General features: G+C 61.2%; 12 protein-coding genes. 1 reads left to right on the forward strand and 11 read right to left on the reverse strand.

The genetic code is table 11. The features are described from left to right. Positions 1-89: 89 nt before the first annotated feature. A complete protein-coding gene (locus IG627_RS06140; RefSeq protein WP_193191115.1) occupies positions 90-992 on the reverse strand; it encodes a transglutaminase-like domain-containing protein in 903 nt (300 codons plus the stop codon). 22 nt (positions 993-1,014) lie between these two features. Next, the gene (locus tag IG627_RS06145; protein WP_193191117.1) at positions 1,015-1,848 is read right to left on the reverse strand and encodes a hypothetical protein; all 834 of its coding nucleotides are present in this window, start codon (positions 1,846-1,848) and stop codon (positions 1,015-1,017) included. Positions 1,849-2,289: 441 nt separating this feature from the next. Between IG627_RS06145 and IG627_RS06150 the strand changes: the two genes are divergently transcribed. Next, positions 2,290-4,695, forward strand: coding sequence for a DNA polymerase II (locus IG627_RS06150; RefSeq protein WP_226864784.1), 2,406 nt, complete (start codon positions 2,290-2,292; stop codon positions 4,693-4,695). On the opposite strand, the gene tsaA is transcribed toward IG627_RS06150, so the two are convergent. From tsaA to pilW, 9 genes are all read right to left on the reverse strand, one after another. Beyond that, on the reverse strand, positions 4,637-5,317 hold the full coding sequence (tsaA, locus tag IG627_RS06155) for a tRNA (N6-threonylcarbamoyladenosine(37)-N6)-methyltransferase TrmO (RefSeq protein ID WP_193191128.1): 681 nt from the start codon (positions 5,315-5,317) through the stop codon (positions 4,637-4,639). The genes IG627_RS06150 and tsaA overlap by 59 nt on opposite strands. A 254-nt stretch (positions 5,318-5,571) precedes the next feature. Continuing rightward, on the reverse strand, positions 5,572-7,029 hold the full coding sequence (locus IG627_RS06160) for an NAD-dependent succinate-semialdehyde dehydrogenase (RefSeq protein WP_193191130.1): 1,458 nt from the start codon (positions 7,027-7,029) through the stop codon (positions 5,572-5,574). 99 nt (positions 7,030-7,128) lie between these two features. Then, entirely contained in the window at positions 7,129-8,523 is a 1,395-nt protein-coding gene (der, locus tag IG627_RS06165; protein WP_193191140.1) for a ribosome biogenesis GTPase Der, read from the reverse strand. Positions 8,524-8,720: 197 nt separating this feature from the next. Then, complete coding sequence (gene bamB / locus IG627_RS06170; RefSeq protein WP_193191143.1) at positions 8,721-9,887, reverse strand: outer membrane protein assembly factor BamB; 1,167 nt, start codon at positions 9,885-9,887, stop codon at positions 8,721-8,723. Beyond that, complete coding sequence (locus tag IG627_RS06175) at positions 9,884-10,618, reverse strand: YfgM family protein (protein ID WP_193191145.1); 735 nt, start codon at positions 10,616-10,618, stop codon at positions 9,884-9,886. Before IG627_RS06175 ends, bamB begins: the two co-directional genes overlap by 4 nt. 179 nt (positions 10,619-10,797) lie before the next feature. After that, entirely contained in the window at positions 10,798-12,060 is a 1,263-nt protein-coding gene (gene hisS / locus IG627_RS06180) for a histidine--tRNA ligase (protein WP_193191147.1), read from the reverse strand. 143 nt (positions 12,061-12,203) lie between these two features. Beyond that, positions 12,204-13,316 (reverse strand): flavodoxin-dependent (E)-4-hydroxy-3-methylbut-2-enyl-diphosphate synthase, encoded by a 1,113-nt coding sequence (ispG, locus tag IG627_RS06185; RefSeq protein WP_193191149.1) that lies wholly within the window; start codon positions 13,314-13,316, stop codon positions 12,204-12,206. A gap of 145 nt (positions 13,317-13,461) precedes the next feature. Further along, a complete protein-coding gene (locus IG627_RS06190) occupies positions 13,462-14,493 on the reverse strand; it encodes a RodZ domain-containing protein (RefSeq protein WP_193191152.1) in 1,032 nt (343 codons plus the stop codon). Next, positions 14,483-15,277: a type IV pilus biogenesis/stability protein PilW gene (gene pilW, locus IG627_RS06195; RefSeq protein ID WP_193191154.1), complete on the reverse strand. Its 795-nt coding sequence runs from the start codon at positions 15,275-15,277 to the stop codon at positions 14,483-14,485. The genes IG627_RS06190 and pilW overlap by 11 nt, the downstream gene beginning before the upstream one ends. Between the last annotated feature and the right edge of the window lie 27 nt (positions 15,278-15,304).

Here is a 15,304-nt window from a genome sequence, read left to right on the forward strand (position 1 = left end):
GGGTCCGCCGGGGGGGCCTCCGGGTCGCCCCCCCCCCCCCCGCCCCCTCCCCCCGCGAGGGGGGAGGGGGGCGCTATTCTTTCGAGTTGCTACATCATCTGTACGCTCAGGCGCTGGTCGTAGCTCAGGAAGCGCTGGCTGTTTTCCAGTCTTGAGTGTTTGTCAAAGTTGTAGAAGGCGATATAGGAGCCGTAGCCCGAGTCGACAATATTGTTCTGCGGATCCGCGATCCCCCAGGTATCGCCCGATTCATATTCCGCCCAATTGTGGTAGTTCTCGGCCTGCAGCCTGCCGGACTGCTCCATCGTGAAGCCCCCGATCATTCTTGAAGGCACATTCGAGGCTCTGGCCAGGGCAACGAATGCGGAAGCAAATTCTGTGCAGTCGCCCTGCCGTGCAGCTATGGCGTAGTGGGCGCCGCGGTCTTCGGCTATATAGCCGATATTGGTTACGTTTTTGTAAAGCCATGCGGCAATTTGCGGTATTTCGCCGTTGAGTTTTGCCGCCAAGTCGCCGATTTCCGGCGCATCCACTTCGATATTGGGTTCGGACAACAATAAGATCTCTGACTCGTCACCGAATGGCTGCGCGCCAGTAGCGAGCTTTACCTCGGCGGTAATGCTGATGATTTGGCTGGCGTGGGGTGCAAGGCCTTTCAATTGGAATAGGAGCGACTGGTTGCCCGATTGGTCGGTCTGGGTTTGAAAGGTTTGATTGGCTGCTATCTGTTCTGTCAGCTGGTATGCATTCTGCTTTACCGGGGCGAATACCTTGAGCGAAGCGCTCTCGATATACTCAGCTGTATTGTTGGTGACCAGGAAGCTGTAGCGGATTGTTTTGGCGATAGTGTACTCGGGCTTGCCTTTTGAGAGTCCTAGGTAGAGCCAGGTAATCGCGAGGACCAGGGAGGCTGCGATGACTGAAAGCGCCAAGTTTTTGAGTGTGGGGTTTCTACGGGAACCCCCTCCCCCGCAAGCGGGAGAGGGGGGCATTGCTACGGATTTCTGGGGTTGATTAGCCGGCACAGCTGGACACTCCAACTGGGTGTAACCGTTTTGCGGCGCTCAGGGCGCTGGTTTTTAAAGCTGCCTTTATGCCTTCTATTCCGCCGGATACTACGAAAGCCTCGTTGACGGGTGCTTCGTTTAGCCGTTTCTCCAGATCCAGCTCGTCCTCCAGCTTCCCGACTATGAATACCGGTAGATAGCCATTCAACGAATAGTTGATAGTGGCATCGCGTACAGCGGCTTTCAGGTTCGAACCGGATTCAACGGCCACTGCCGGAATGCCTAACGCGGCCAGTTCATCGGCTACCTTTCGGTTTGTTGCCACTGTTACTACCCCGAAATTACTCACCTCGACGATAAAGTCGTCTACTGGAGCAATTGCGGAGCGTCTTTCGCCATTATTTGTCGCGCTGCTGCCAATCAGTATCTTGGGGTGCTGGAACCCGTTTTGAATCAGCTCATTGCAGAGCCTTGCCAGCGGGTGCCTTTTATAAGGCTCGGCGACGATGAGCAGGGGTTTATTTTTTAGGAAGAACTTTGTTTTGACTTGCCAGTCTGAGAGATGAATAGCATTTGATACTGAAGGGTAGGAACGCGGCTGCGCAGCGACGTCAATGAGTAGAAACTGCTCAGCACCATCAAACTCACCCGATTGAGCAAAACACAATTCAGATGTTTGCGCGCTTGTGGGTATTAATGGAGTGAAATAGCCGGCATCCAGCTCAGCTGCGCAGTGCCCGGATTCAGTTTCCGGCGTCTGCGCACCAAGCCAGTGCGCATATCCCCCGATAACACACAATAATCCAATGGTGCGGATTACAGATGTGAAACGTCCCGTCACATCTAATTACTCTTTTTTGTGTTTTTATTGCGGCTGCATGAAGCAACCGGCCTCCCCAAGGCCGGGCATCTTAATGACAACGATGTCGAATAGTCAATGTTGTGCCATTACACCGCATTACAATCATGCACTATCGTGTCATTTGTAATTTTTCTAGCTGCCACTTTCGCGCAAAACATGACCATTGAAAGAAAGTGAATGCCGTTCGAGCAGTTGGAAAAAGGAATGGTATTTTGGAAGCAATAGACATTGAGAAAGAACCCCAATACTCCGGAATCGATACAGCCCTTAAGCGACCCCTAAAACCTGGCCAGGGATAATGGCTCGGTGATTCACCGGAAGCTGGATACCAACGGGCCATTTGGCCCATCGTTGCGGGCCTGCTGATATCTGTGTTTATATCCAGTAAAATGGCGCAAAGTCCCAACCCGAATTAGCCCCTTGCCCCAAGGATTTCTCCTCAGCCGCCACAGCTTCGATCAGGGTGACAGCACCTGTATCCACTACTGGCTGGCCACGCCCCAGGGCCCGGCCAAGCTGGTCATTGAGGGAGAGCGGCCCGTGTTTATGGTGAGGGTGGCAGACCGGGCCCCGGTGAGCGAGGCCCTGGCCGGCGTGTCCTATCAATGGCGGCAGCTGGGTTTCCAGACCTTTGGCCGCGAGGAGGCGGCCATGCTGTACTTCCCCACCATCAATGCCCACCGCCGGGGCCAGGCGCTACTGCGAGATCGCGGCATCCAGGTGCTGGAAGGGGATTTTCGTCTGCACGACCGCTATCTGATGGAGCGCTTCGCGCAGGGAGGCCTCTATTTTGAAGGTCGGGCCCAGGCCAGAGACGGCTATATGGAGTATCGCCAGGTGCGTATCAAGGGCGCCGAGGTACAGCCGGATTTCAAGGTGGTGTCCCTGGATGTGGAGTGCTCCGGCCGGGGCGAGCTGTATTCCATCGGTCTCTATGGCCACGGCGTGGAAGAGGTGCTGATGGTGGGTCAGCCGCAGAGTGCCGACATCCCCATCGCCTGGGTCGACAACGAGCGGGCCCTGCTCAAGGCCCTGGAGGCCAGGCTTGGGAGCCTGGATCCGGACATCATTATCGGCTGGTCCGTGGTGGGTTTCGATTTCCGGCTGCTTTTGCAGAGGGCCGAGCGCCATGGGTTGCGCCTGAAGCTGGGCCGGGGCGGCGCCGATGCCCGCTGGCGGGATGGCCGCGAGGGCGGCCAGGGCTTTGTCACCCTGCCCGGCCGGGTAGTGCTGGACGGTATCGACGGCCTCAAGAGTGCCACCTACAACTTCGAGAGCTTCAGCCTGGAGTTTGTGGCCCAAACCCTGCTCGGCCGGGGCAAGGATACCGAAGAGGTGGACAACCGCCTGGCCGTGATCGAACACGACTTTCGCCACAACAAGCCCAAACTGGCCGCCTACAACCTGGAAGACTGCCGCCTGGTCTGGGATATATTCCAGCACACCCGGTTGCTGGACTACCTGCGCCTGCGCGCCCAGCTCACCGGCCTGGAGCTGGATCGCAGCGGCGGCTCAGTGGCGGCCTTTACCAATCTCTACCTGCCCAGGCTACACCGCAGCCACTACGTGGCCCCCAATCTGCCTGCCGACGGCGGTCTGGCCAGCCCGGGCGGCTATGTGATGGACTCCCGCCCGGGCCTGTACGACAACGTGCTGGTACTGGATTTCAAGAGTCTGTATCCGAGCATCATCCGCACCTTCAAGATAGATCCCATGGGGTTGATTGAGGGACTGGTCGAGGGCCTCGCGGACGACGACGCCATTCCCGGTTTTCGCGGCGCGCGCTTTTCCCGCGACCGACACTTCCTGCCGGACATCATTGCGGATCTGTGGGCACAGCGGGACATCGCCAAGCGGGAGCAGGACGCCGCCCGTTCCCAGGCCATCAAGATCATCATGAACTCCTTCTACGGGGTGCTGGGTTCCGGGGGCTGCCGCTTCTACGACACGCGCCTGGCCAGCTCCATCACCCTGCGCGGTCACGAGATAATGCAGCAGACCGCGCGCTGGATCGAGGAGATGGGCCACCAGGTCATCTACGGCGATACCGATTCCACCTTTGTATGGTTGAGCGGCGGCCCCAGCCCCGACGAGGCGGATGCCACCGGACAGGCCCTGGCCAGCGAGATCAATAAACGCTGGCGGCACAAGTTAAAGGAGGAGCTGCAGCTGGAGTGCCTGCTGGAACTGGAATTCGAAACCCATTACCGGCGCTTTTTGATGCCCACCATTCGCGGTTCGGAGGCGGGCTCGAAGAAGCGCTATGCGGGCCTGGTGGTGAAAGGTGGCGAGGAACAGCTGGTGTTCAAGGGCCTGGAAACGGTGCGCAGCGACTGGACCGCCCTGGCCAAGCAGTTCCAGACGCAGCTCTACGCCATGGTGTTTCGCGGCGAGGATCCGTCCGACTATATCCGCGAGACAGTCGCCAAGACCCAGGCCGGGGAACTGGACGAGCAGCTGGTGTACCGCAAGCGGCTCAGGCGCAAGCTGGAACAGTACGTAAAAAACGTACCGCCGCATGTACGGGCGGCGCGACTGGCCGATGAACTCCGCCGCCAGCAGGGTCTGGCCGCGCGCCACCAGAACAAGGGCTGGATCCGCTATGTGATCACGCTCAACGGCCCTGAGCCCGTGGACTATCGCCAGTCGCCGATAGACTACCAGCACTATATCGACCGGCAGCTGAAATCGGTAGCCGATGCCGTACTGCCGTTTATAGCGCTGGATTTCGACAGACTGGTGGATGGCCAGCTGGGCCTGTTCGGAGTTACTCCAGCCCCACCACTTCGAGCGCATCCGAAGAAAGGTAGCGCCAGCGCAGATTGAATCCGCACAGTGCCATACCGTAAATGCGATCGGGTTGCGGCTGCTGATACGCGGGCTTGGGATCCTGGGCCAACACCTGTTCGATCAGCCGCGGCAGGTCTGTGCCCCAATCGTCGCGATAGGCTGCTGCCCTGTTCAGGATCTCATCGGGAATGGAAACATTCACCGAACTGGGAGCACTGTCGGCAAAAGCGCTGTGCGCATCGGGCAGTGCATCGGCATAGGGAACATAGGGTTTGATATCCAGCACCGGCGTGCCGTCCACGAGATCTGCGCCGCCGACGATCAGCTCCACCTTCGGCGATGTGCGCACCTCCAGCAGACGCACCACCGACAGGCCGATATTGTTCGGGCGGAATGGAGAGCGGGTGGCGAGCACGCCGAGTTTCCTGTTGCCGCCGAGGCGCGGCGGGCGCACCTTGGCGGACCACTGGCCGGCGGCCTGGTGGAACTGGAAGATCACCCAGATATGGGTGTTCTGCTCCAGGCCGGCGACGGCGTCGGGGGTGTCCAGCGGCGGTAGCAGTTCTATGGCGGCGCGGCTGGCGTCGGCGAGCAGAGGTTGGCGCGGGACGCCAAACTTTTCGCCGAAACAGGAGTGGATTGTGGCAATAGGCTTCATAAACTCGACGGGCGGAAAATTACCTGTAGATAATCTATTCCGAATCAACCGTTAATGCGTTCGTCATACCGGCGCAGGCCGGTATCCAGTTCAGTGGCACCTGGATTCCGGCCTGCGCCGGAATGACGATATGTTCCTGTAGGAGCGGCGGGGCGGGCATCCGCCAGTGGCCGCAATCAGGCTCAGGAAAATAATTTGACATCGATCGCGGCCACCGGCCGCTCCTACAAGGTAGATTTCAGATTCCGCATTTATCAAATCCCGCCCATGCAGAGATATTTGATTTCCAGGTAATCGTCGAGGCCGTACTTGGAGCCCTCGCGGCCCTGGCCGGATTCCTTGATGCCGCCGAAGGGGGCCATCTCGTTGGAGATGATGCCCTCGTTGATACCGACCATGCCATATTCCAATCCTTCGGAAACACGCCAGATGCGGCCGATATCGCGGGAATAGAAGTAGGAGGCGAGGCCGAACTCGGTATCGTTGGCCAGTTTGATCGCTTCTTCCTCGGTGGAGAACTTGAACAGCGGCGCCACCGGGCCGAAAATCTCTTCCTTGAACAGGCGCATCTTGTCGTCGACGTTGGTCAGCACTGTGGGAGCGTAGAAGCATTCGCCCAGTTCGCTGGGACCGCCGCTGACGGTCGCATTGGCGCCTTTCTGCAGGGCGTCGTCCACCAGTTCCTGTACGCCTTTTACCGCTTTTCCGGTAATCAGCGGTCCGACTTCGGTGTCCGCATCAAAGCCGCTGCCCATTTTCAGGGCGTTGACAGCCGCGGTGAATTTCTCCGCGAACTCGTCGTAGATGCCTTCCTGCACGAATATGCGGTTGGCGCAGACACAGGTCTGACCGGCGTTGCGGTATTTGCAGATGACTGCGCCTTTTACTGCGGCATCGATATCCGCATCGTCGAAGACGATAAAGGGTGCGTTGCCGCCCAGCTCCATCGAGGTTTTCTTGATGGTCTCGGCACACTGGGCCTGCAGCTGCTTGCCGACCGCGGTGGAACCGGTGAAGGTGAATTTGCGCACCAGCGGATTGGCCGTCATCTCGGCGCCGATTTCCCGCGCGCTCCTGCCGGCCACCACATTGAAAACACCGGCTGGAATTTCGGCCTCTTCCGCCAGTACCGCCAGCGCCAGGGCCGACAACGGTGTTTCTGAGGCCGGTTTGCTGACGAAGGGACAGCCGGCGGCCAGGGCCGGGGCCATCTTGCGCGCGATCATGGCGCTGGGAAAATTCCACGGGGTTATCGAGCAGGTGACGCCGACGGATTGCTTGATGACGACGATGCGCTTGTCTTTCGACGGCGGCGCTATGACATCACCGTAGACCCGCTTGGCCTCCTCGGAAAACCACTCGATATAGTTGGCGCCGTAGAGGATTTCGGTTTTGGATTCCGCCAGTGGTTTGCCCTGCTCGGCGGTAAGGATTTTCGCCAGGTCGTCGACATTGTCGGCGATCAGGTCGAACCAGCGCCGCAGGATTTTTGCCCGTTCCTTGACGGTGGCATCGCGCCAGGCGGGCCAGGCCCTGTTGGCGGCCTCGATCGCGCGGCGCGTCTCCGCCGCACCCAGGTTGGCGATGCTGGCGACGACTTCGCCAGTGGCGGGGTTGGTGACATCGAAGGTCTCGCCGGAGTCGGCGTCTATCCACTTTCCGTCCACGTAGGACTGGGTGCGCAGCAGCGAGGTGTTTTTCAGGTCCAGCATGGCGTTCTCCTTTTTTGCCCTCCCCCGCCCCTCACCCGCAAGCGGGAGAGGGGCGCGCCCAACCAGGCAGCGGGGGTGTCTCGTCTAAAACCGCATCATTTATTTTTTCTTTTTCACAAACTTCATCAGGCGACGTTTCTTGGCCTTCTGGCGATCGGTCAGTTTCTGCTTCTTGCCCGCGTAGGGGTTGGCGCCGGTGCGGAATTCGATTTTGACCGGCGTGCCGTGCAGTTCCAGCGCCTTGCGGAAAGTCTTCTCCAGGTAGCGCACATAGTGTGCCGGCACCTGTTCTGTCTGATTGCCGTGAATCACGATCACCGGCGGATTCTGGCCGCCGGCGTGGGCGTAGCGCAGCTTGATGCGGTGGCCGTGCACCAGTGGCGGTTGGTGCTCACTCACCGCCCACTGCAGGATACGCGTCAGGTGGTTGGTGGACAGCTTATCGGTGGCGCTCTGGTAGGCCGACTCGATGGATTCGTACAGGTGGCCGACACCAGTGCCGTGCAGCGCGGAGATAAAGTGGATATCGGCGAAATCGACGAAGCGCAACCGCCGCTCCAGTTCCGTTTTTACAAAGTCGCGGTGATCGGCTTCGAGGCCATCCCATTTGTTCAGCGCCACCACCAGCGCGCGGCCGGCCTGGATAACACTGCCCATCAGGTGCATATCCTGGTCCACCAGGCCCTCGCGGGCGTCGATCACCAGCACCACCACATTGGCGTCTTCCACCGCCTGCAGGGTTTTGACGATGGAGAATTTCTCCACCGACTCCTTGATGTTCTTGCGACGGCGAATGCCCGCCGTATCGATAATTGTGTAGGGCTTTTCGTCGCGCTCGTAGTTGATATAGACGCTGTCGCGGGTAGTACCCGGCTGGTCGTAGACCACCACGCGGTCTTCGCCCAACAGGCGGTTTACCAGGGTGGACTTGCCCACATTGGGGCGGCCGACGATGGCGATCTTGATGCCCTTGGCCTCTTCCACCTCTTCCGGCTCGGCCTGTGCGGGCAGGTCTTCTGCCACACGTTGCATCAGGCTGCGCACACCGCGGCCGTGGGTGGCCGTGGTCGGGAATATCTCGCCAATACCCATCTCGTAGAAGGGCGCCAGGGCGATATCCGGGTTGACGCCGTCAACCTTGTTGGCGACCACGAAGGTGGGTTTGGAGCGGGTGCGCAGCTGGTCGGCGATCATCTCGTCCGCCGGCGTCAGGCCGGCACGGCAGTCCACCAGGAAGAGGACAATGTCCGCCTCCTCGATGGCCTGCATCGACTGCTGCGCCATGGCCGCGTCTATGCCTTCCTCGCCACCGCTGATACCGCCGGTGTCCACCAGAATCACCTGGCGGCCATCGATCTCCGCCTCGCCGTACTTGCGATCGCGGGTCAGGCCGGCATAGTTGGCCACCAGGGCGTCGCGGCTCTTGGTGAGCCGGTTGAAAAGTGTGGATTTGCCCACGTTGGGGCGCCCGACCAGGGCGATTACTGGCAGCATATAAATCTGGCTTGAGCCTATACAAAAAATACAAACGCCCGCGCGAGGCGGGCGATTTCAATTGCCTGGCAGATTTTTGCTCCCGCAAAATCTGCATTTCCGCCATCCATGGCGGTCACAGCAGGCTCCTGGCAGGCCCTGGGCCTGTGGGCCAACACAAGGTTTGCCCCTATTCTGTTCCGCGATTTTCTGCGCGGTTACTGGCGGCGCTCCAGGCGCAGCGCCACCAGCTCACCGTCGTCGGACAGTGCGAACAGCAGGTCGCCGTCCACCAGCAGCGGGATACGTATCCGGTCGCTATCGATGCGCTCACGGCCGACAAAGTGGCCGTTGCCCGGGTCCAGAATGTGCAGGTAACCCTCCAGGTCGCCCACTACCACGACATCGCCGAAATAGGCCGGACCGCTCAGCTCGCGGCGCAGCAGTTCGTTGTTGCTCCAGACAATCTGGCCGTTGCCCACATTGTAGGCGTAGACACTGCCTGAGGCATCGCTCAAGTATACATTGCCCGCGCCCACGGCCACGCTGTGGTGCGTAGAGGCATCCCGCGCCCAGAGGCCGCGGCCGTCTTCGCGGGACAGGGCCACGGCGCGACCCTGGTAGCTGGCGGCAAAGACCAGGTCACCGCGCACCACCGGAGTGCCGTCGATATCCACCACCCGCTCCAGTTCTGCAGAGCCCTGGGGAATGGCGACGCGTTGCTCCCAGCGGGGCACGCCGTCGCGTGCGTCCAGCGCAATCAGTTTACCGTTGTCGAGGCCGGCGATCACAATGCCGCCGCTGATCACCGGTGCCGCGGTGCCGCGCAGGGTCAGCACCGGCAACACCGTACTGTGGCTCCAGCGCTCCTCACCACTGGCCGCGTCCAGGCCGATCAGCTTGCCGTCGACTGTCTGCAGCACGACCACACCCGCGCCGACCGCCGGTGCCGACACCACTTCGCCGGAGACCTGGTAGGTCCACAGCTCGCTGCCGTCATTCAGGTCCAGCGCCACGGCGCGGCCGCGGTAGTCCGCCACCACGGCGATGCCGAGACCGACACCGACACCGCCGCTGATCTCGACGTCCAGCTCGGTCTTCCACTGGCGCTTGCCGGTAGTGCGGTCGAAGGCGAAGACATCGCCCTCGCTGTTGGCGGCCACCAGCTTGCCGGAGCCGATGGCGGGCTGCAGCATGGCATACAGTTTGGCGTCTATATCGCCGATTCCGGCGGACCAGACCTCTTTCAGGTCCACACTGGCGGTGATGTCCACCAATTCCACCGGATCCGTATCTTCCTTCTCTTCATTGGAGGCGCAGGCGGCCAGGACCACGGCCAGAGCCACGGCTGCCGCGCGTCCTGTTGCGCGGGAAATAAAACTCATTGCTCGTCGCTCTCCTTGGGCTCTGTGTCTGTCGGCTGAGCACTCTGTTCGCCTTCGCTTTCGACTTCGGCGGATTCGGCCCCTGCCAGGCTTTCGGCCTTCAGGCGCAGCAGCTGGGCACTGCCCGACTGCTCCGGCAGCAGTTGCGCCAGCGCCTGCTGGTAAGCGGCGCGCGCGCCGGCTTCATCGCCCTTCTGCAGCAGGATATCGCCGCGGGTCTCCGCATAGAGGGCGGCGAAGGACGGCGGCACACTGCCCTCGAGCAGTTTCAGGGCCTCTTCCGGCTTGCCGCGCGCGGCCATCACCGACGCCAGGCGACGCTTGGCCAGCAGCTGCAGGGAGGTCTCGCCGGTATTGTCCAGCACCCACTGCAGTTCCTTTTCCGCGACTTCCAGATCGTTTTCCTGTGCCGCCAGTGCCGCCAGGCGCAGGGAGGCCTGGCTGGCGTAGATGCGCTTGGCGAAGTCATCTTTCAGCTGCTGCCCAATGCTCTTGGCCGTGGTCAGCTGCTTGTTGTCCGGCTGTCCGTCGTTGGCGGATACCGCCTCGACAAACCCCTGGTACAGGTTGGAGGCCTCCTCGGCCTGGCCGCGCTCGGCATTTTGCCACCACTGGTAACCAAAGTAGCCGGCCAGTGCCAGCACTATGCCGGTCACAATGCCCTTGCCGTTCTCCGCCCACCAGCGTTTCAGCGTTTCTATTTGTTCTTGTTCGGTAATGTGGTCAGCCATCGAGTGGTTCGCCTTTCCTGTAATTTCTTAGATTTTTCTTTGTAGGAGCGGCCCATGGCCGATTTCATGCTCCTTGCACAATCGGCATTCCCGCCATCCATAGCGGTCGCCGCGATCGGACTCTATCGTCTACAGGTAGATCGATCGCGGCCATGGGCCGCTCCTACAGGGTTCTTTACTTAGCCCTGCAGCAATGCGGGCAGTTCGGCCAGTGCGACTGTCTGCTGCGGCGCCTCGGCGCGCAGGTATTTGACCGTCACCTGCCCCGCCGCGGCCTCATCCTCGCCGATGATCAGCGCGAAATCGGCGCCGCTCTTGTCCGCCTTCTTCATCTGGCTCTTGAAGCTGCCGCCGCCCATATGGGTCTGCAGGCGCAGCCAGGGCAGTTGGTCGCGCAGCTGTTCCGCCGCGGCCAAAGCCGCCGATTGTACCTCACCTACGGCCACCAGGTAGGCATCCACCTGCTGATCCAGCGCCTCGGGCAGGGCATCGAGGGTCTCCAGCATCAGCACCAGTCGCTCGACGCCGAGGCCGAAGCCCACTGCCGGGGTCGGCTTGCCACCCATTTGCTCCACCAGGCCGTCGTAGCGGCCGCCGGCACAGACGGTACCCTGGGCGCCGAGGCTGTCGGTGACCCACTCGAACACCGTCTTGCCGTAGTAGTCGAGACCGCGCACCAGCCTGGCGTTGATCTCGTAGGCCACGCCGGCCACGTCCAGCAATTCACGCAGCTGGGCGAAATGGGCCTCAGATTCCTCGTCGAGGAAGTCCAGTAGACAGGGCGCACCGGCCAGCAGTTCCTGGGTCTGGGCGTTTTTGCTGTCGAGAATACGCAGCGGGTTGCGCTCCAGGCGGCGCTGGCTGTCTTCGTCCAACTGCTCGCGGCGCGCGCTCAGGTAGTCCACCAGCGCATCGCGGTAGGCCTGGCGGCTGGCGCTGTTACCGAGCGAGTTCAGTTGCAGCGTCACATGCTCGCTGATACCCAGCTGGCGCCACAGGCGCGCGGTCATGATCAGGATTTCCGCATCGATATCCGGCCCGTCGATGCCAAACACCTCGACACCGAACTGGTGGAACTGGCGCAGGCGGCCCTTCTGCGGCCGCTCGTAGCGGAACATGGGGCCGAAATACCACAGGCGCTGGGGCTGGATCAGCAGGTTGTTCTGGATGGCCGCGCGCACGGTACCGGCGGTGCCCTCCGGGCGCAGGGTTACGCTGTCACCGCTCTTGTCGTCGAAGGTGTACATTTCCTTTTCGACGATATCCGTGGCCTCACCGACGGCGCGGCTGAACAGCTGGGTCGCCTCCAGGTAGGGAGTGCGGATCTCGCTGTAGCCGTAGCGGGCGAAGAGCTCGCTCAGGGTGGATTCCACATACTGCCACACCGGGGACTGGTCCGGCAGCAGGTCGTTCATGCCGCGTATGGCGCGAAGCTGTTTCAACGCTGTTCCTTACTAATTCACTCGAGTTTATTCAGTGTTTTTGTAGGAGCGGCGGGGCGGCCATCCGCCCATGGCCGCGATCAGGGGTTGTTTCAAACTCCGATCGCGGCCATGGGCCGCTCCTACGGGGGAAGACTTCCCCACTACGCCTTGGCGATGATGTCCGCCTCGCGCTCCGCCTTGGCCGCGGCCTTCTCGCGAATCAGGCGCTCCAGGTCCTCGACCAGGTTTTCGTTGGTGAACTTGCGGTCCGGCTGGCCATCCACGTAGATCGCATGACTGGGAGTCCCGCCGGCGAGACCGATATCCGCTTCCTTCGCTTCACCGGGACCATTGACGATGCAGCCAATCACCGCCACATCCAGCGGCGTAGTGATATCCTCGAGGCGCGCCTCCAGCTCGTTCATGGTTTTCACCACATCGAAGTTCTGTCGCGAGCAGCTGGGGCAGGCAATAAAGTTGATGCCCTTGGTGCGCAGGCGCAGGCTCTTGAGCAGGTCCCAGCCCACCTTCACCTCTTCCACCGGATCCGCGGCCAGGGACACGCGCAGTGTATCGCCAATGCCATCCAGCAACAGGGCGCCGAGGCCTATGGCGGATTTGACCGTACCGGCGCGCAGGCCGCCGGCCTCGGTGATACCCAGGTGCAGTGGCTGCTCAATCTGGCTTGCCAGCTTGCGGTAGGCGGCGGTGGCCATAAAAATATCGGAGGCCTTGACGCTCACCTTGAAATTCTGGAAATCCAGGCCGTCGAGTATCTCCACATGGCGCAGGGCAGACTCCACCAGCGCATCCGGGGTCGGCTCCCCGTATTTTTTCTGCAGGTCTTTTTCCAGGGATCCGGCGTTGACGCCGATACGAATCGGGATATTCAGGTCGCGGGCCTTGTCCACCACCGCGCGGATACGTTTCTCGCGGCCGATATTGCCCGGGTTGATACGCAGGCAGTCGACACCCAGGTCGGCGACACGCAGGGCGATTCGGTAGTCGAAGTGGATATCCGCCACCAACGGCACGCTCACCTGCTTCCTGATCTCGCCGAAGGCCTCGGCCGCGTCCATGCTCGGCACGGATACGCGCACTATGTCCGCGCCGGCCTGCTGCAGGCGCTGCACCTGATCCACGGTGGCGGCCACATCGCAGGTATCCGTATTAGTCATACTCTGCACCGAAATCGGCGCACCGCCACCGACGGGCACATCGCCCACCATAATCTGGCGCGACACGCGGCGGACAATGGGAGAGGTGAATTGCATAAAACTGACCTGGTGGTTTCGGCTGTCTTAAAACAGGGAGGGGATTATAAATGCGGAATGCGGAATGATGAATGCGGAAAGCTCAAATCGTAGCCAAAGAGGCCAATTTACTGACTATTCCGCACTCCGAATTCATCATTCCGCATTAATTACCAACCGTCAGGCGGCGGGTGCGGCGGCTGCCGATGGGATCGCTGTCCACAAGCTCACCCCGATAGCGTACCCGGGTGCCGCTGGCATTGCCGAGCATCAGCTGGAACGGCGGCTGACCGGTCAGCGAGGCCTCGCTGCCGGCGGGCTGCACCTTGGCCATCAGCACGCTGCCGCTGGCATCCTTGACCTCGACCCAGGAATCCTCATCAAAGCTGAGCTGCAATACCTCCACAGCGGCCCCCTCGACAACTGCAGTTTCTGCCTCGGCCGGCGCTGAACCCTCAGTTGCCGGCTCCACCTGGCTGGTCACGGGAGACGGCTCCAGCTCCGCCGGCCCGGCAGCGATTGACGCCTCTTCCGCAGGGAACTCGGAGACTTCGAACCCCGCCTCGGCGGCGTCTTCCGGCGCCGGGAGTGCGGCCTCTGCGACCTGCTCGAATGCCACTGCTTCCTCAGCCGGCGCTTCTACTGCGCCGCCTCCCGCAAGTGACTGCTCTGCAGCAATACCACTTTGCGCCTCACTGCCGAATGCTGCTATTTGCGCTTCCTCAACCGGGGGCTTTTCAGCGATTACCAGCGGCGGCATCGCATCGCGCCCGTGCATCCACCAGAAGACGCCGCCGACGACCAGCAGTGGTAGCAGGGCCAGCCCTTTAAAGCTGCGTTTGCGCTCCTGCACCACCGGACCGCGGCTGACGTGAGCGAGGATCTCGCGGCTCTCTTCCTCGGCACCGCAGTAGCCGGCGTAAGCCTGAAGCACCGGCTCCGCATTTATACCCAGCTCCTTGCAGGCATTGCGGATATAGCCGCGCACATAGAGGGAACCCGGCAGGCAATCGTATTCGTCGCGCTCGAGCAGCTCGAGCTTGTTGCCAATCATGCACAGGCGACGGGACAGCTCCTCGCGACTGAGACCGGCTGCCTCCCGGGCACGCCGCAGCTGGCTGCCGGGGGAGGCGTCCTGGGACTGCCCGGTGGCTTCTTCTGTGCGCTCTGCTTCGATTTCGGAGAGGTTATCCGTCATTGGCCATCATCTTTTGGTACTTCAGCGTTTCTGCCGAATAGGGGTAAAGGTTTTTCAGCGCCAGGGCGTAGCTCCGTTCCTTGTCCCGATTGCCAAAGATTTTCTCGATGCGGATACCCAGCCACAGGGACTGGGGTATCTGCCGGTTTTCAGCACTGTATCTGTCCAGGTAGTGCTTCGCCTGTGGATAGTCACCGGCGTTGAATTTGAGTTCCGCCAGTTCCAGCAGCGCCTGCGGCAGGTCGGCGTCCAGCGCCAGGGCGCGGGTATACGCCTGCTCCGCCTCCTCGACCTTACCGAGCTTGACTGCAGTGCGGCCGTAGTTGGCCAGGGCGTAGGAGCGGCGGTTGTAGGTCAGGTCCTGGGAAGCGCGCTCAAACTGCTCCAGGGCCTCTTCGTAGCGCTCCTGCTGGTAGAGGAATACACCGTAGTTGGTGCGCGCCATAGAGAAGCCGCTGTCGTAGCGCAGGGCCTTCTTGAAGTGGGATTCGGCCACGGCCATCTCGCCGTCCGTCTGGTATAGCAGGGCCAGGCCGTGGTGGGCGAGCGGGTTTTTTTTGCCCAGCTCCAGCGCCTTGTTGAAGTGCTGGCGCGCGGCCTCGCGGTTGCTGCCATCCTGCAGATAGCGCAACCCCAGCTGCACGTGCGTCTGCAGCGCTTTTTGCAGGTCAATTTCCTGCTTCGGCGGCATGCCGGTGGTTACACAACCACTCAGCCACACCGAGAGAATCAACCCCACAAGAGGCAGGGAAAGACGTTTCGCCAACACAACATCACCTGTCATTTTTATGTTCCGTCCCGGTGATGCCTC

Origin of the sequence: Microbulbifer taiwanensis (assembly GCF_014904815.1) — a bacterium.
Taxonomy (GTDB): domain Bacteria; phylum Pseudomonadota; class Gammaproteobacteria; order Pseudomonadales; family Cellvibrionaceae; genus Microbulbifer; species Microbulbifer taiwanensis.

What these genes read in the sequence shown, in the direction of transcription:
- der (WP_193191140.1), bottom strand. Translation starts at nt 8,523, where the DNA reads ATGCTGCCAGTAATCGCCCTGGTCGGGCGCCCCAACGTGGGCAAATCC.
- ispG (WP_193191149.1), bottom strand. Translation starts at nt 13,316, where the DNA reads ATGCAATTCACCTCTCCCATTGTCCGCCGCGTGTCGCGCCAGATTATG.
- IG627_RS06175 (WP_193191145.1), bottom strand. Translation starts at nt 10,618, where the DNA reads ATGGCTGACCACATTACCGAACAAGAACAAATAGAAACGCTGAAACGC.
- bamB (WP_193191143.1), bottom strand. Translation starts at nt 9,887, where the DNA reads ATGAGTTTTATTTCCCGCGCAACAGGACGCGCGGCAGCCGTGGCTCTG.
- IG627_RS06190 (WP_193191152.1), bottom strand. Translation starts at nt 14,493, where the DNA reads ATGACGGATAACCTCTCCGAAATCGAAGCAGAGCGCACAGAAGAAGCC.
- IG627_RS06160 (WP_193191130.1), bottom strand. Translation starts at nt 7,029, where the DNA reads ATGCTGGACCTGAAAAACACCTCGCTGCTGCGCACCCAGTCCTACGTG.
- IG627_RS06140 (WP_193191115.1), bottom strand. Translation starts at nt 992, where the DNA reads ATGCCCCCCTCTCCCGCTTGCGGGGGAGGGGGTTCCCGTAGAAACCCC.
- tsaA (WP_193191128.1), bottom strand. Translation starts at nt 5,317, where the DNA reads ATGAAGCCTATTGCCACAATCCACTCCTGTTTCGGCGAAAAGTTTGGC.
- pilW (WP_193191154.1), bottom strand. Translation starts at nt 15,277, where the DNA reads ATGACAGGTGATGTTGTGTTGGCGAAACGTCTTTCCCTGCCTCTTGTG.